Genomic DNA, 15,790 nt, shown 5'->3' with positions numbered 1-15,790 from the left:
GAAATGAGTTAATTTTTGACCTGTTGCCAAAGTTGTTCTATACTAACAAAATTGTAACCTCTTGCCAAAAGCAAGGGAATAATTTTTGCCGCAGCCGCCGCCACATCTTCGCCACCGCAATAACCGTCATGCAGTACAATAATTGAACCGTTTCCAGTTTGCTCCATGACGCGGTTGACAACTGTCAAAACCCCCGGCCGCACCCAATCTTCCGGGACAACACTCCACATCACAGGCCGATATTCCCACTGTTTTAATAACTGGAGTGTTTGAGGTGTAAAAAAGCCATTGGGAGGCCGCACATCGCGGATTAATTTTGGGTCTAAATTGCAAGCTTTGGAAATAGCTTTTTGCGTATCTTCTAAACTTTGCTTTAATTCCTGTGGTTTGAGTTTGGGAAAGGCTACGTGTTGGTAGCCGTGGAGACCGATCCAGTGTCCGCGATCGCAAACTTGTTTAGCCACTTCTGGGTGTCTGTCAACGCAAAAACCCAGCCAGAAAAAACTAGCTGTAATATTATATGTGTCTAAAACTTTTAAGAGTTGAGGTGTGTGCTGTCGGTGGGGTCCGTCATCAAAAGTTAGGGCTATTTTGCGACTGTTGACATCTCCCGTCCACAAGCATCCGGGAAAAGCTGTTTTGAGAATCGGGTGAACAACTGGAAATAAAGGTGCTAGCTGCATTAATTAACCTATAAAAATTGAGTTACTCTACTATATAAATCTTCAGAAAAACCACGCTCTGACAGGTTGAATCAGCTTAATTAAATTTTAACTCCTTTGATAGAGTACCCAGAGAACTGCTAGCTAGAGACCTCTATCTCAAGGTCGATGCGATTAGCCTAGGATGTAATCATATACTAAAAATCGTAACTAATCAACCAAAACTGAAGGTCCGAAAAATGACAGAAGCATATTTAGCAGAACGTACAGTGTCAGCCGTATTTAAAGAAGAAGAACAATTAGACGGTGTGATTAGACGGCTGCTCGATCGCGGTGTGTCCCGCGACCACATTTCAGTAATGGGGAAAAATTTTCAGTCCAAAACTAAAATTGCTGGGTTTCTGACTAAAAAAGATGTAATTTTAGGTGGCTTGCGCAGTGGGGCAATTTTTGGTTCGTTATTCGGTTCTTTTTTGGGTTTGCTAACAGGTGTTGGCGTGTTATTTATTCCCTTTGTCGGTGCTGTAGTATCGGCGGGCCCCTTGGGTGCTGTATTGTTGGGTGCAGCTAGTGGGGCGATCGCCGGTTCTGCGGGTGCTGGTTTAGTCTCGGCCTTAGTCGCTTTGGGAATGCCCGAAGACAAAGCAACTATTTATCAAACCCGCGTGGAAGCAGGAGAATTCCTGGTAATGGCAGAAGTTCCGGCCGACAGAAGTGGGGAATTTCAACTATTATTAGAAAGTGCGGGTGGCGAAGAAATAGCTATTAGCGAAATGACACTGCCACGAGCTTGCACAGGTCGTTGTAGTAGTCCGGCAGATTTGTCTCCAGAAGTGCGATCGCACCTGTCGGAAGCAGCTCAAAAAACATTTATGGAATCCTACAACGCCGCCTTTGATGAAAGCAAAGACTCTATACAAGCGGAACACACCGCATGGGAAACTATTCATCAGCAGTACGAAGAAGACGAACATGGCGTTTGGACCAAGCCTTTAGTCAAAGTCTAGTTCCCAGAAAGTGGTAAATTAATAAAAGATAGAGTTTAGCCTCTAGAACTTCGGTTCTGGGGGCTTGTGCAATTTTAGATGGTAGATTGGGAAAAACTGAATGTGTAATAGTTGAAAAGTTGCCTAAACAAGGGTGCTATGGGAAAATTATACCATTTATCTAAAATCGTGTAACAATCTTTGACCCCCCCTAACCCCCCCTTATAAAGGGGAGGGACAGGACTACTGTTGCATTCTTTTTTAAAATTGGTATCATTATAATACTAATGTTACTTTGTCAAGTACAATATAGATATTTACGAGCTCAAACTCAGTGGATCAATGCAAAAATACGTCTGTACAATTTGCAATTACGTCTATGACCCAGAAGTCGGCGACCCGGAATCGGGAATAGCTCCCGGTACTGCCTTTGAGGATATCCCCGATGATTGGGTTTGTCCCACTTGCGGGGCAAAAAAATCCGATTTTGAACCAGCATAAGCGAGAAAAGAATTGTCAAATCGAAGCCTTAAAATTACAGTCGTCGGTGGCGGTGCTGCGGGGTTTTTTAGTGCAATTACCTGTGCTAAAATGTACCCCCAAGCCCGCGTCACTTTATTAGAAGCTGGGAGGCAACTCCTGGCAAAAGTTCGCATCTCTGGTGGGGGCCGCTGCAACGCAACTCATGCTTGTTTTGACCCCGCTATTTTAGTACAGAATTACCCCAGAGGAGGGAAAGCTCTACGCGGTGCATTTACTCGATTTCAACCGCGGGATACTGTCGAATGGTTTGCTAGTCATTCTGTTACATTGAAAACTGAAGCAGATGGGCGAATGTTTCCGGTGACAGACGATTCTGCGACAATTGTTAATTGTTTGATCCGGGCCGCTGAGGATGCTGGGGTGCAAATTCGCACTGGTGATGCGGTAGTTTCGGTCAAGCAATTAACATCGGATATCGGGGAGGGCCCGCACAGTTCGGCTTCGCTCACTGACCGCGGGGACACCGCCCCTAGGTTTGAAATTGAGTTGAAGTCGGGGGAGCAATTAAAGTGCGATCGCCTGCTTCTGGCTACTGGTAGCAATCCCTCTGGTTTCAAGTGGGCAAAAGATTTAGGTCACACCATCGAACCGCCTGTTCCTTCTCTATTTACTTTTAACATTTATGATAGCAGAATTCAAGATTTAGCTGGAGTTTCTGTTGCTAATGCTAAGGTAAAATTGCCAGGAGCAAAATTAGAACAAAGCGGACCTTTATTAATTACTCACTGGGGTGTGAGTGGGCCTGCTGTACTCAAACTTTCGGCTTGGGGTGCTAGATTTTTGCACGATCGCCATTATCGAGCTCCTGTGTTAATAAATTGGCTTCCGCAGTACAACCCAGAAGTTTTGCGACAGCAATTGTTAGGGGTGAAGTCCCAGTTGTCCCACCGATTGGTTGTCTCTAGTTGTCCGTTTCCGATTCCGCGTCGCCTGTGGGAACGTTTGACAAGTGCGATCGGCATTGACGAGCCAAAACGCTGGGCTGATATCTCCAATAAAACCCTCGACAAACTCCTCCAAGAGCTGGTCCAAGGCGAATATCAGATAACAGGAAAAGGCGCATTTAAGGAAGAATTCGTCACCTGTGGGGGCGTTAACTTAAAAGAAGTCGATTTCAAAACAATGGAAAGTCGCCGCTGTCGGGGACTTTACTTTGCTGGGGAAATCTTGGATATCGACGGCGTAACAGGTGGTTTCAACTTCCAAAGTGCTTGGACTACGGCGTGGCTGGCTGGAAATGCGATCGGCACATGAACAGGCGAATTACTGGCAAATATTAAAATTTGTGTTAGTTTTAAGATGTAAAGCATAAATTGTGCATCCTGTTCAGCCTGTAGAAAAAGTTCGCAGTTTTGCCTAGTCAACATCGGGTCAAACACATGAAAAAGTTAAAGCTGAAAACCCCAGAAGTCCATCGCAACTTTGAATGCCATTTTGACTCACCTTTCATCGAAACAAATGGCTTACTGGAACTCCACCCAGAATTTACAACTCCTGAATTTTTAACCAACTGGAATTTTGAGACAAACCTGTACGAAGAACCTGTTTGGATCGACCACTTTGTCATCACATTTCCCAGTCGCACAGCCTTAGAAAAATACGCCCAATCTTTCCGCCCATTCGGCGCAAAAACAGTCGAAGGACCAGACTTATTTCCCATTAACTTTTGTGCGGAAAACATTAATATTCCCTCGGATTTGTGGCTGCATTTAATGACCTTATTAATGCCAGCCGGCGGCTTAGTCGTATTAGATGCACCCCACGCAGCAGGCGACCAAACATACCGCTTCCAACAACAAAGAGGATTAGAAGCAGTTCACCACGTCGCGATTCGAGTTGAAAACGTGCAAAATGCTGCTATAATATGGGAAAATAAAAACTTCAAACCCCTATCCCAGCAGCCTCTAAATTCCAGCTTGTTAACTCAGTGGTTCCTGCAAAACCCCGCCGGACAAATCATCGAATTAATCGAACGCCACCCCGGCAACAACGCCACCTTTGACTGCAAAAACATCGCAGGTTTACGCCTCAGCGAATATGATAGTGCGTCGGGAACCTGACTTGTTAGATTAGCATTAGGACTTATCCGAAATCTGAGGGGAGCATCCTTTTTTATCAGAAAACTGGGTTTAAAACCCCGTTGTTCTAGGACGGCTTTTCTTGTTCGCGGAAGCGGGTGGTGAGTATATCTATCTAGGCTTCAAAACCTGGTACTTTGCGATAGATATCTGGCAGAGTTAACTCACAATCCACACTAGGCAAATAGAGAAACTGCGATCGCTCTACCCCTACTCTATCTGTCACTTCATGTCGCAGCCATAGACCATCCTTAAGGGTGTAATGAACGATTTGTTGCTGAGTCTGGCTGACTAACACATAGTCTTCTAATGTGGAACAGGTTTGGTAATCGGCAAACTTTTCCGTACTATCAAAATTTGCCGTAGATTTTGATAACACTTCAATAATCAGTTTAGGGTAGCGGATAAAATCTTCGGTGGTCGTGATGTCCTCTGGATGGCAAGTCACAACAACATCGGGGTAATAGTAACAGTCTGCCGTTTCTAGCCTCACCTTAATATCCGATGCCATCACTAAACATGGAGTTGAATCCAGATGATTACCTAAAAGCCGACTCAAATTTGAGCTGAGAACCACATGGGGTTTTTTAGCCCCAGCCATCGCGTAGACACGCCCCCGACGGTACTCGTGCTTGATGGGGCTGACACGCTCAGCTTCTAGGTAGTCTTCGGGGGAGATGTAGAAGTGTTGGGCAACCATAGAATGTGAAGATGACTGAGAAGGGCTATAGTATTTTATTGTACTAATTATTTCAAAAATTTCCTTCCATTTCCAAGTCTTCAATTATCTGCAAACCGCGCGGATCGCCGACTCGCAACAGCGAAGATTTAGCATCTTCTCGCACGCCCATATCTTCGTCTTCTTCTAAAGATTCAATCAAAGCATCGATCGCCCCGGCATACACTACATTATTCGGCAATTCGCGGGCTAGTTGCCCGATCGCCCAAGCAGAATTACTTCGCACAGCAGACACACTATCTCGCCGCAGCGATTGAATCAACGGCGGAATCGCAGCAATCACCACATAGTAACCAACCTTTGCCATCTGACCGAGGGAACTGGCGGCCCACAAACGCACCGCTGAAATATCAGTTTTCAAAGCATCAATTAAAGGTACTAAAGCGCGATGATCCCGGCAATTGCCCAGAGCCCAAACTACTCCTTTGCGAACGTAACCGTTCCAATCGCGGTTTAGTTGGTCAATCAGGGGTTCCACAGCATCGGGACTCGGATTTCTGCCCAAGGCATAGGCCGCGCTCACCCGCACTAAGGGGCAGCCGTCTCTCAACAAAATAATTAAATGTGGAATTGCTCGATCGTCTTGCAATTCGCAAAAAGCCCGCGCCGCCGTCATTCGGTGCTGAGCTTCTGGAGATTCGAGCAAAAGGAGCATTTCCTCTGGATCTGGCAGCGGGGGTTCGGATTCGTCGAGTTGATCCAAATAGCTTTCCAGTTCCAGGTCAGTATCAATGGCGATCGGGTAGTCGTTATTGTGCATAAAAAAACTTTACTGCACTGAGGATGCTCCTGGGCAACTCAGTCGGTTGGCGGTTGTCGGTTGGCGGTTATGGGTTGGCGGTTATGGGTTGGCAGTTATCTGTTGTCTGCCCCCAATCAGGAATAACGAATAACAACTAACCAATTATAGAGATTTTATCATCGAGAGGGAATGACTTTTATATCCTAATTTTTGATAAAGATTCAATGCTGGCTGATTACTGATAAATACTTGCAAACCAATTTGTCGATCGCCCCTTTTTTTTGCCCAATTTTCCGCATGATTAACTAAGGACTTACCGATTCCCAGACGGCGGTGTTCCCGTGATACATAAAGCAGAAAAATGTGAGAGTAGCGTTCCCCGCTGCATTGGTCGATCGCATTTCCCAACCACAAACATCCCACAGCGGATTTGAGATTTTGAACTTGAGATTTCGGCTTTGGTTGAGAAGACGGAAGTGCCGATAAATTTGCTTCCTCTTCCCCCATGTTGTTCTGACACTCAACCAACCAAAGCGGCGTCTGCTTGGAAAAATATTGCTCAACGGTTTGAGCCAAATGTCCCAATTCCCCATCTGGGTAAAGCTCTCCGTAGGTCCGGTGCATAAACTTTACCAAAATTGCCCGATCGAGTCCAGAACCCGATCGCAGCCTATAGCCCGGTATCAGATCCCCAGACATCTGATTAGCCAACACAGTTCGGGGAATAGTTGAAGCCCAACAAAATCTGATGCACCGAGGCCGCTTGCTTTTGTTGACTCACTTCCTCAATCGGTGCTGGGGCCGCCATGTCAGCCGGCAAAAAGATGCGAGCGCTGACTGCTACGAGGGCAGCGAAAAATACTAATACCGCTATCAATGGAGCAATGTATTGACGAATGATAGTCATAAGCGCAAAAATCTTAATTTGGAACTGGATAATTTAAAGTATACCATATAAATGCGATCGGTTATAATTAATTTAAATGCACAATTAGGTCGCTGACTGGGCGGTCATCAATACCAACAAACACCAAACATAATATTATGAGTTCCTCCCCTGCGGTTTATGAAGCTCTAGCCAAATCAATTGTTTATTTGAACGATCGACCAGACTCGCAAAATCTAGTGGCGCGTTTTTTGGACACTAACGGCTACTATATCGATCGCATCTTCGACGATCCCCAAACAGGTCTGTATGCGATCGGCTTCGGTGCAGTAGATCCCAAAACCCCCCCCGTTCTGGTATTTCGGGGCACGGACTTTATCGGCGACGATGCTATATTTTCCGACTCGCGCAACATTGGTTTTGCCGAATTTGAAAACAACAAAGATGCGATCGAAAACTGGCTCCAAGAAATCGGGAAAAATAAATCTCAAAATCCCAATCAGTTATTGCCAGATGCGATCGGTCACAGTGCAGGCGGTGCCATAGCTCAAATAGTCGCCACAGAATTTACTTCGATTACTGGGGATATATTTACTTTCAACTCTCCCGGAGTCTCAAAGACTACAGTCAATGCTTTCAATAAAAATCTGACCAGAATTGGCAACAAAAATGTTAATCACTACATCGTCAGCGGAGATATCATCAGCCTGTTTGGCGAACAATTTTTACCAGGAAAAGTATTTGTTCAAACTTTTACAGACCCCAATATTGAGCCACTAACTGTCTTAGCCAAGCATCGTTCCGAAAAGCTGCTCACTAATCCCCCCGCAGGTTTTTTCCAAAGGCAAATTTCTGTAGAAGACTTGAACAGTCCAGAATTTACCTATAACAACGACTCCGATTTTAATGAATTTATAGCGGCGATGAACTTTGCCCTACCAGAAGTGTCAATAGCAATCAGAACCAGAGCAGGTGCAGAAAGTTTAAGAACATCTCCAGAATTCTCTTTGGTGGAACTCATCAAAGAAATTCAAATTGGTTTAGCTCCCCTACAACCAAACTATTTATTAGGAGACGATCGCAACAATGCAGCCACCGGGGGCAGTGGAGATGATACGATTATCGGCAACGGCGGTAACGATACTCTCAGGGGTAATAGAGGTAACGACAGTATCACTGGCGGTGGCGGAGACGACTTCTTATACGGCGGCAGAAATAACGATTATTTAAACGGAGGCGACGGAGACGATTTGATTGCAGGCGAGTTGGGCAACGATGTTTTAATTGGTGGCAGTGGACGCGATCGTTTTGTATTAGAATCCGGTGGGGGCTCAGATACGATCGTAGATTTTGAAGACTCTCAAGATTTAATTGCACTATCGCGGGGTCTAACTTTTGCTCAGATTAAAATTACTCAAGGCAATGACGGAGTTTTAATTAGTCTCCTGAATAATGGCTCCATTCTTGCTAATATTACTGGCGTATCTGCAAGTCAGATTTCGCGGCCAGATTTTGTCCAGATTTAGATAATTTCTGATTCCTCTTGAAGACTTTAGTCCTCATCATCGGGAGCGATAATGACTAAAGTCCTGATTGACACACCATTCCTTCTTGTCCCAAGTGAAAATTGTGCATAAGTAAATCTACTTAATTAAATGCAAGATACAGGTGACTAAAAAGCTTGCTGTCTGAACATAGTTCCTTCTTGCTGATTCTTTCTTCTTTCTTGCTTCTTTCTTCTACTTAAACGATCGCTAGTGTAAACTTAATTAAGTAGCTCCAACAGCAATCCCCAATCAAAATACAGGAAATAACAAAAATATGCCTTCTTCCCCCGCAGTTTACGAAAATATAGCCAAGCGATTAGTTTATATAGATGACAACCCCCAGTTACAATCTGTAGTTCAAGGTGGTTTAACCGCAGCCGGCTATCGAATCGATCGCACCTTCGACGATCCAGCAACGGGATTTCACGCGATCGGCTTAATCTCCACCACCCCAGACAAACCGCCAGTTTTAGTATTTCGGGGCGGTGATACGGCGATCGACGATGTTGCACTCGGAGACACGCGCGGTGTGGGTTTCAACCAATTTGAAGCCAACAAACAAGCATTAGGAAATTGGCTGACACAAATCAGTCAAGATACCACAAAAAACCCAAACCGCTTGCCACCAGACGTTCTGGGACACAGCTTGGGCGGTGCTTTAACCCAGCTAGCAGCCACCGAATTCACATCCGCGATCGGAGATGTTGTCACTTTCAATTCCCCCGGAATTGCTCGAAATACAGTCAATACATTTACCCAAAAAGCGGGCGCAGGCAAAAATGTAACTCACTACATTGTCAGTGGCGACTTTGTGAGTTTAGGTGGAGAAGCTTTTCTGCCCGGAAAAGTTATTTTACAAACATTTACCGATCCGGTTATCAATCCACTCTTAGTCCTAGATAAACATAGTCAATCAGGCCTCTTAACAACTCCCCCTCCAGGTTTAATTCAGACAGAAATCTCGGTCAACCAGTTGAGCAGCCCTGACTTTACTTTCACAGATTCCGACTATTTAGAGTTGTTAGCTGGCTTAGATTTTGCCTTACCAGCACAGGGAGCAGCACTGAAATCACGCAGCACCACAGAGCAATTGAGACTCACACCCGGAGCCTCTTTTTTGGGAATTATTAGTGGAATGCAAGCTGCTCTAGCTCTCTCTCAACCTAATAACTTAGTAGGCGACGATGCCAACAATACAGCCTCCGGTTTTGCCGGGGACGATGTGATTGTTGGCAACGGGGGAAACGATACTCTCACTGGCAATCGTAACAATGATATCATTACTGGCGGTAGTGGTAATGACCAGCTATTCGGCGGCAAAGGAGATGATAATTTAAACGGGGATACAGGCGACGACACCCTCGTTGGGGGAGTCGGTTCGGATCTGTTAATTGGCGGCGCGGGACGCGACGTGTTCGTGTTAGGAATAGGGGCTGGTACTGACACAATAATCGACTTTCAACAGGGTGAAGATTTAATCGGTTTGACCAAAGGTCTTACCTTTAACCAACTGACAGTTAATGCCAGCGATTTTTCAACTCTGATCCAATTTACCAGCACTGGTGAAGTTCTTGCTAGTTTCATTGGTCCTCAAGCCAACACTCTGACAGCTAGGGATTTCATCTCCATTTAATAGAAACCTCCCCAAATATTGATTGTGTGGCAGGCAACCAGCCTGCCCTTTACTAATTAATCTGGATCGTCCAGTCCAGGTCTTGGCATAGGTGCTAATTTTGATTCATCTTCTAGTGGCAAAAAGAAGATTGTCATCATACCTGGAATCACAGCCAGTGCACTCATCAAGAAATAATTTTGATAGCCAAGATTCGCCTGCAAGTAGCCACTAAAAACCCCCGGAATCAGCACTCCGGCGGCCATGAAGGCTGTGGTAATTGCATAATGGGAGGCTTCGTATTCCGGGCGAACAGTCCGCATCAAGAACACTGTATAGGCCGCTACGCCAAGCCCATAGGTAAATTGCTCGATCGAATTTACGACATAAGCCCATTCAATCCCCGGTTGATTGATTGCCAACAGCCAATACAGCACGTTAGTAGAATTTTGCAGAATAGCCGTCGGCCACATCCATTTTTTCAGTCCTTGTTTCGCAATCAAATAGCCCCCTAACAGCCCTCCAACTAACAGAAACATTACCCCTAAAGTACCAGATAACAAGCCCATATCCGAGGTAGAAACTGCTAATCCTCCTTTTTCCACTTTATCCATTAAAAATGGAGGAGCCATTTTAAAAGTCAAGGCATCGCCCAATCGAAAAATCAAGACATAAGCGACAATCCAACCAATTTTATCTTGCTGAAAATAGGTTATAAATGACTCCAGAAAACTGGTGGTTTGCCGAGGTGCGCCCGCTTCCTCCGCATAATTTCTAGGATAGGGCAGATACCACCGTTGAAACAGATAAATCAGCACAAACATAATGGCACAAATGCCAAAAGCTGTCGCCCATCCGTAGCTAAGGGCAGTCACGTTAAAAGACGAACCCAAAAAAGATAACTGAATGTCTTGATATACTTTGGTATCGGTACCATTTCCCGTCACTAAATACTGTTCTGCTAGTTTACCAGCCAAGAAAACCAAGACACCGCTACCGGCAATGACAGCACCTCTATAAGCCGTGTTGCGAACGCCGACAAATAGTGCTTGTTGGTCTTTATTGAGCGTGTTTAAATAAAATCCGTCAATGGCGATGTCGTGAGTAGCCGAAACAAAGGCGATCGCCGTAAAAATGACCAGCGATATAATGATAGGATGGGGTGTTAACACACCAAAAGCTAGGAAAGCGAACAAAAAAGCACAAAGGATTTCCATGTTTAAAATCCACTTGCGCTTAGTTGAATACAAATCAACTACGGGGCCCCACAAACCTTTTAACACCCAAGGAAAAGACAAAAGACTTGTCAATCCGATCAGTTCGTTGCTGGTTCCCAAACCTTTCAAAAAAATCACCGACATTAAATTAACAACGGTGTAAGGGAGACCTTGGGCGAAATACAATACTGATACCCACAATCCAGCGTTATGTTTTTTTTCCATTGCCAAGATATTTTACCTAGTTGCTTATGAGATTTACTGAGTGCGATCGGCATTTTCCGGTCACTGAAACCGCTTGCATCACAGTATATGGCATTGCGATACCAACGGTCGCAATATAAGCTTTGTATCTTAGCATCATTGCGCCTCAGAAATGCTTTGATTTGTCGAATAAGCCTGTAACAGATGCTGACCGTTAAAATGAACCAGGTGAGTAGCCTCTTCTGCTACCCAAACATCAGTTTCCCAAGCAATATCAGATAAATATTCTGCCATTGCTTTGCGACTGAGAAAAGCTGTCACCATCACCAGAGGAATTGTGGAAGATTTGAAAAGCTTTTCTAGTTCAGCTTTACGTTTTGGATTAATGGGCCCGTGGGAAGTCACAGCTTCAATCAATACCAACCAGTTTTTTGCCGTAAAGTGAACAATTACATCTGGCATCTTACCGTGAGCATCTATTGTCACTCCTAATGCAGTGAGCGATGCTTCGTTGAAATGAGCAAATTTTTCATCTGTATCTCCGACATAAAGCAGCTTGCCAGCCGGAGTAAAGCGAGAAGCAAACTCACTCACAATCTTTGATATTAAGACGTTATGACCTCCGGGCGAAAGAGTTTTGATATCACCTTCGATGGTAATTGGAATCCGAGCCATTTCTCGCTCTTGTGCATATCTTTGTTTGAGAGTTTCGACAGAGGCGAGGTAAGTGCGGACATTTTTATCCCAATCAGAACTCCCGTAAGTTCGCAGTAGCTCTAAAGCACTTTCTTCAATCTGATATGCCGTTTTTGGACTATTCACCGGACGTTCTGGATTGTAAAGCCAAGTGCTGCAAGTATTTCTAAAGCTTCATTGATGTGATTTTCGCTAGTCATTTGGTGATTTTATAACTAATTTATTGCGTTCAGTAGTTGTTTTTCGACAAGTTCGTCAATTTCGCATTGTGTCGGAAATATTTCTCCCATTTGATTACCAAGTAAGAGTAATTGCTCTAGACTAGGATACTTCAAACTCCGCAAATCTGTAGCATTGACTTGAGTATGCCCGCTGAAGAGTCGAAAAAACCCATCTACAAGGTTGGAATTCAGATAAATTGCCAATCCTCGCGCGAGGATGAGGTCTAGTCCGCGTCCCTGTTTGTGAAAGTAATTCAAATGATTTTCAAAACCCACCCTAGAATTATTAATTTTGTCAGCATCCCAAACTACTGCCACGATTCGCTTTTTCTCTTCTTTAGATGAGAAACGCTTGACCAAAACATAATGTTCGTTAGGAACGAGCAAAGGAGCAGTTTTATCGTTAACTGCTAAAGCTTGATGTTTTTTCGTTAGTGTGGGATATTCAACATAACCAGCAGAAAAGTGGGCGGGATAAATCAGCGGAACAGTACCATAATCTGGTTCTATTCGCAATTCAGATAAAACCCTAAAATTAACAACCTTGCCTGTTGAAACTGTTAAAAATAGTTCTTTGAGAGTGAAACTAAATTGTGCCATTTTATAGACTATTTTCTGGTCTATTGAATTTGGCAAAATACGAATAAATTGCTCTGAATCACTAGGATTAACTAGCTCGTCATAGCGCAGTGAGTGAGATGAAATTAGGTCATCGCCAGCAGTTGTGCTTGAGTTGACAAGTACAGTATCTGGCTTTTCTATTTGTTTGGTAGCGCGAACAATCATAGTTTCTTGCAAAACTGCATCATCGGCAAAGGGCAACCGTCGCGATTCAAAGATGTGTAATTGACGTAAAGCCATCATTTGTAACAATACTTTGCGAAAATCTCGAAAGTATAAACCGTTGCAAAAGCTACGCGGAGTAATCGATACTAATTCACCCTTTGGTTTGAGTAAGTGAGCGGTGGCAACTATAAAACCAGCGTAGAGATTACTGGTTTCTACTCCTATAGAACGAAGCAAACTTCGGACTTGGGATTTAGCATTAATCTTGGTATAGGGAGGATTGATAATTGCATTGGTAAATTCGAGCTTTAATGCCTGTTTAAATAGATTAGGGTGTAACATATCAGCAGCGTCTTGAATGAAATCTAGTTGACGAATATCATAGGTAAAAGATATACCTGCACTGTGACATTCTCTACTGCACCAGTCTAAAGTTTGTTTGAGATACTCAATCAAAATAATGTCAATTTCATAAGCTGTAATGTGCAAGGTGCGAGGTTTTTGGGGGCGCTGACATAGCTCGCAAACAACTGCTGCTAGCAGCGAACCAATACCAGCACCGGCATCTAACAGCGATATATCGGGACAGTTAAATTCAAACATTCTCGCCATTAAAACTGCCACGGATGAAGGTGTTAAAAATTGTCCTTTTTCTCCTCTCTGGTTTTGTTGCAACTTCCGGGTTGCTTCTGGGCGCAACAAGTCTACTCTTTCTAGGAGATTGCTGGCAGTTGTGTTTTTGTCAGCCGGAAGGGTTCGTGTTGGAAAATGTGGTGATATCATTTGTTGAGAAAAAGTCTATCTCTACTTGAGCTTATTTTCGCCTAAATTGGATGAGTGTTATTGAACCGCGAAGACGCGAAGGACACGAAGGAAGAAAGAGGAAGTAAATAAAATCTTCTACGGGGAAGGGAGTAAGAGGCAGGATCGCCTTTTCCTGCATACCGTGTGTTTTGCAATAAGGATTTTACTTATTTGCCCACTTAATATAACATTGTGCGAAAATGTCAACCGGACTCTCAAACCAATAGTCCGTAACAGACAGTTAAACGCTCTCTCACACAATTCTGATGCGTAAATCCAAAACATTCTTTTTGTCAAGCCTGTTTTCGATCGGCTTAACAATCAGTTTTCTCCTGACTCCAGGCTGGTTATCACACTGGTTTCCGAATCGCGCGATAGCAAATCCCCCCCCACAAACCCAAACTTCGGAATTTCGAGCTTTCTGGGTGGACGCATTTAATCCGGGCTTCAAAACACCTCAAGAAGTCACCAAATTGATTGCAGATGCTAAACTGGCTAACGCCAATGCGATCGTCGCCCAAGTTCGTCGCCGTGGTGATGCTTTTTACACCAGTGCGATCGAACCACGCACCCTCGATCCTAACGTTCCAGCCGGTTTCGATCCACTGCAAGATTTGATTGACAAAGCCCACGCCGCAGGCATGGAAGTCCACGCTTGGATGGTAACGCTACCAGTAGTTTCCGGCGGTAAACTTCCTCCCAATCACATTTGGCAACAACACGGACCAAATGCTCCAGGAAGGGACAATTGGGCGATGCTGACTTACGGTGGGGAATCGAAAGGTTTTCTCGATCCTGGCCATCCAGATGCCTTGGATTATACTGTTTCCGTCTATTTGGACTTGCTGAAGCGCTACGATGTGGACGGCGTACAGTTGGATTACGTGCGCTATGGCGGGCCGGATTGGGGCTACAATCCGACGGCGATCGCCCGTTTTAACCAGCAAACTGGGCGCACTGGTACACCGAAACCAAGCGATACCGCCTGGATGCAGTGGCGACGCGATCGCGTGACGGAATTAGTGCGCAAGCTTTATGTAGAAGCCCTAGCCATTAAACCGCGAGTGAAAGTGACGGCGGCGACGATCGCCTGGGGCGACGGCCCGAAAAATGATGAAGGTTGGTATAAAACGCAACCCTACAGAGAAGTTTTGCAGGATTGGCGCGCTTGGCTGGAAGAAGGTATTATCGACATGGCGATGCCGATGACCTATCAGCGGGAATACAAACCACAGCAGAAGCGCGGTTACGATAATTGGATCGAGTACGCTAAAGACCACCAATACAACCGCCAAATTGCGATCGGACCTGGTAATTATCTCAACTACATTGAAGACACCCTAGCCCAGATTCGCCGCGCCGAAGCGCCATCTGCCAAAGGAAATCAAGTCGTAGGCACGGTGCTGTATTCCTACGCTAGCAGCAACGTCTATGCTAATGTCGAACTGCGATCGGGCGGTAGTGGCGATTTGCCCCGTCAGCCTTGGAAATTCGTGTCCCAGAGTAATGATTGGTTTTATAACGCCCTGTCCCACCCTAGTCAATACGTTGACGGTGCTACGGGCAGAACTGTTCAAACTCAGCCTGTGTGGCCTACTCCGGCTGCGATTCCCGATATGCCTTGGAAGTCGCGGCCGACTATGGGTGCGATCGCGGGCAATTTGCAACAGTGCGCTGGAACTTGCGACGGTGCGAGCTTGACATTACAGGCGATCGATGGTAATGGCAAGGTGCGTCAACTCCGAGCGGATGGTAAAGGATGGTTTGGGGCGATCGAGCTTTCTCCAGGAACTTATCAGTTAAAGGTTGATGGAACTCAAATTCAACAAACTGTTAATGTGGTTGCAGGTGAGGTCGCAAAAATGAATTTGTAGTAAAGATTTCAGTCTTTTCTACTCGTTCCCAGGAAGAGCCTGGTAACGCAGATAGGCGAGGAAGAGTCTGCTACATAAGATTGACATAAAGCGGACAAGAATGACATCTCGGACACTTAAAACTTACTTCCTGCTTCTACGTAGGGAGTCGGCTCCTTCTACTCTACAGGCGTGAATTCAGGATTAGCCATCC

The 15,790-nt window shown here is 45.0% G+C and carries 15 protein-coding genes; 7 read left to right on the top strand and 8 right to left on the bottom strand.

Annotation, left to right across the window (positions count from 1 at the left end):
* Positions 1 to 8 precede the first annotated feature (8 nt).
* On the bottom strand, positions 9 to 683 hold the full coding sequence (locus ACBR23_RS11545) for a polysaccharide deacetylase family protein (protein ID WP_371118139.1): 675 nt from the start codon (positions 681 to 683) through the stop codon (positions 9 to 11).
* A gap of 218 nt (positions 684 to 901) precedes the next feature.
* Between ACBR23_RS11545 and ACBR23_RS11540 the strand changes: the two genes are divergently transcribed.
* The 4 genes from ACBR23_RS11540 to ACBR23_RS11525 all read left to right on the top strand — a co-directional run bounded on the left by ACBR23_RS11540 (position 902) and on the right by ACBR23_RS11525 (position 4,251).
* The gene (locus tag ACBR23_RS11540; protein ID WP_341737352.1) at positions 902 to 1,669 is read left to right on the top strand and encodes a ChaB family protein; all 768 of its coding nucleotides are present in this window, start codon (positions 902 to 904) and stop codon (positions 1,667 to 1,669) included.
* 321 nt (positions 1,670 to 1,990) lie between these two features.
* Positions 1,991 to 2,149: a rubredoxin gene (rd, locus tag ACBR23_RS11535; protein WP_341737353.1), complete on the top strand. Its 159-nt coding sequence runs from the start codon at positions 1,991 to 1,993 to the stop codon at positions 2,147 to 2,149.
* Positions 2,150 to 2,161: 12 nt separating this feature from the next.
* On the top strand, positions 2,162 to 3,445 hold the full coding sequence (locus ACBR23_RS11530) for an NAD(P)/FAD-dependent oxidoreductase (RefSeq protein ID WP_371118142.1): 1,284 nt from the start codon (positions 2,162 to 2,164) through the stop codon (positions 3,443 to 3,445).
* 125 nt (positions 3,446 to 3,570) lie between these two features.
* Positions 3,571 to 4,251, top strand: coding sequence for a hypothetical protein (locus ACBR23_RS11525; RefSeq protein WP_371119639.1), 681 nt, complete (start codon positions 3,571 to 3,573; stop codon positions 4,249 to 4,251).
* Positions 4,252 to 4,384: 133 nt separating this feature from the next.
* On the opposite strand, the gene ACBR23_RS11520 is transcribed toward ACBR23_RS11525, so the two are convergent.
* From ACBR23_RS11520 to ACBR23_RS11505, 4 genes are all read right to left on the bottom strand, one after another.
* Positions 4,385 to 4,969 carry a Uma2 family endonuclease gene (locus ACBR23_RS11520; RefSeq protein WP_341737356.1) on the bottom strand — a complete coding sequence of 195 codons (585 nt, stop codon included), beginning with the start codon at positions 4,967 to 4,969 and terminating at the stop codon, positions 4,385 to 4,387.
* Between the two features lie 52 nt (positions 4,970 to 5,021).
* Complete coding sequence (locus ACBR23_RS11515; protein ID WP_371118008.1) at positions 5,022 to 5,768, bottom strand: HEAT repeat domain-containing protein; 747 nt, start codon at positions 5,766 to 5,768, stop codon at positions 5,022 to 5,024.
* A gap of 144 nt (positions 5,769 to 5,912) precedes the next feature.
* Positions 5,913 to 6,449 (bottom strand): GNAT family N-acetyltransferase, encoded by a 537-nt coding sequence (locus tag ACBR23_RS11510; protein WP_341737358.1) that lies wholly within the window; start codon positions 6,447 to 6,449, stop codon positions 5,913 to 5,915.
* A 4-nt stretch (positions 6,450 to 6,453) separates the two neighbouring features.
* Positions 6,454 to 6,657: a hypothetical protein gene (locus ACBR23_RS11505; RefSeq protein ID WP_341737359.1), complete on the bottom strand. Its 204-nt coding sequence runs from the start codon at positions 6,655 to 6,657 to the stop codon at positions 6,454 to 6,456.
* Between the two features lie 137 nt (positions 6,658 to 6,794).
* Between ACBR23_RS11505 and ACBR23_RS11500 the strand changes: the two genes are divergently transcribed.
* Positions 6,795 to 8,162 (top strand): calcium-binding protein, encoded by a 1,368-nt coding sequence (locus ACBR23_RS11500; RefSeq protein ID WP_371119640.1) that lies wholly within the window; start codon positions 6,795 to 6,797, stop codon positions 8,160 to 8,162.
* A 295-nt stretch (positions 8,163 to 8,457) separates the two neighbouring features.
* Entirely contained in the window at positions 8,458 to 9,816 is a 1,359-nt protein-coding gene (locus ACBR23_RS11495) for a calcium-binding protein (protein WP_371119641.1), read from the top strand.
* Positions 9,817 to 9,872: 56 nt separating this feature from the next.
* Here the strand turns inward: ACBR23_RS11495 and ACBR23_RS11490 are convergent, their stop codons facing one another.
* The 3 genes from ACBR23_RS11490 to ACBR23_RS11480 all read right to left on the bottom strand — a co-directional run bounded on the left by ACBR23_RS11490 (position 9,873) and on the right by ACBR23_RS11480 (position 13,702).
* Positions 9,873 to 11,237: an MFS transporter gene (locus tag ACBR23_RS11490; RefSeq protein WP_341737362.1), complete on the bottom strand. Its 1,365-nt coding sequence runs from the start codon at positions 11,235 to 11,237 to the stop codon at positions 9,873 to 9,875.
* A 135-nt stretch (positions 11,238 to 11,372) separates the two neighbouring features.
* Positions 11,373 to 12,038, bottom strand: a complete 666-nt coding sequence (locus ACBR23_RS11485) for a BsuBI/PstI family type II restriction endonuclease (protein WP_371118007.1) — start codon at positions 12,036 to 12,038, stop codon at positions 11,373 to 11,375.
* Between the two features lie 89 nt (positions 12,039 to 12,127).
* Entirely contained in the window at positions 12,128 to 13,702 is a 1,575-nt protein-coding gene (locus tag ACBR23_RS11480) for an Eco57I restriction-modification methylase domain-containing protein (RefSeq protein ID WP_371119642.1), read from the bottom strand.
* Positions 13,703 to 13,989: 287 nt separating this feature from the next.
* On the opposite strand from ACBR23_RS11480, the gene ACBR23_RS11475 reads away from it, so the two are divergent.
* Positions 13,990 to 15,597 (top strand): family 10 glycosylhydrolase, encoded by a 1,608-nt coding sequence (locus ACBR23_RS11475; protein ID WP_371119643.1) that lies wholly within the window; start codon positions 13,990 to 13,992, stop codon positions 15,595 to 15,597.
* Positions 15,598 to 15,790: the final 193 nt, after the last annotated feature.

This window comes from Microcoleus sp. (assembly GCF_041354475.1).
Lineage (GTDB): Bacteria > Cyanobacteriota > Cyanobacteriia > Cyanobacteriales > Microcoleaceae > Microcoleus.
The sequence above is the reverse complement of the archived record's forward strand: the minus strand, read 5'-3'. Positions and strand labels throughout refer to the sequence as shown.

Excerpts from the sequence above, each read along its gene's own strand:
- ACBR23_RS11545 (WP_371118139.1), bottom strand. The coding sequence starts at position 683 with ATGCAGCTAGCACCTTTATTTCCAGTTGTTCACCCGATTCTCAAAACA.
- ACBR23_RS11540 (WP_341737352.1), top strand. The coding sequence starts at position 902 with ATGACAGAAGCATATTTAGCAGAACGTACAGTGTCAGCCGTATTTAAA.
- rd (WP_341737353.1), top strand. The coding sequence starts at position 1,991 with ATGCAAAAATACGTCTGTACAATTTGCAATTACGTCTATGACCCAGAA.
- ACBR23_RS11525 (WP_371119639.1), top strand. The coding sequence starts at position 3,571 with ATGAAAAAGTTAAAGCTGAAAACCCCAGAAGTCCATCGCAACTTTGAA.
- ACBR23_RS11520 (WP_341737356.1), bottom strand. The coding sequence starts at position 4,969 with ATGGTTGCCCAACACTTCTACATCTCCCCCGAAGACTACCTAGAAGCT.
- ACBR23_RS11515 (WP_371118008.1), bottom strand. The coding sequence starts at position 5,768 with ATGCACAATAACGACTACCCGATCGCCATTGATACTGACCTGGAACTG.
- ACBR23_RS11510 (WP_341737358.1), bottom strand. The coding sequence starts at position 6,449 with ATGTCTGGGGATCTGATACCGGGCTATAGGCTGCGATCGGGTTCTGGA.
- ACBR23_RS11505 (WP_341737359.1), bottom strand. The coding sequence starts at position 6,657 with ATGACTATCATTCGTCAATACATTGCTCCATTGATAGCGGTATTAGTA.
- ACBR23_RS11500 (WP_371119640.1), top strand. The coding sequence starts at position 6,795 with ATGAGTTCCTCCCCTGCGGTTTATGAAGCTCTAGCCAAATCAATTGTT.
- ACBR23_RS11495 (WP_371119641.1), top strand. The coding sequence starts at position 8,458 with ATGCCTTCTTCCCCCGCAGTTTACGAAAATATAGCCAAGCGATTAGTT.
- ACBR23_RS11490 (WP_341737362.1), bottom strand. The coding sequence starts at position 11,237 with ATGGAAAAAAAACATAACGCTGGATTGTGGGTATCAGTATTGTATTTC.
- ACBR23_RS11480 (WP_371119642.1), bottom strand. The coding sequence starts at position 13,702 with ATGATATCACCACATTTTCCAACACGAACCCTTCCGGCTGACAAAAAC.
- ACBR23_RS11475 (WP_371119643.1), top strand. The coding sequence starts at position 13,990 with ATGCGTAAATCCAAAACATTCTTTTTGTCAAGCCTGTTTTCGATCGGC.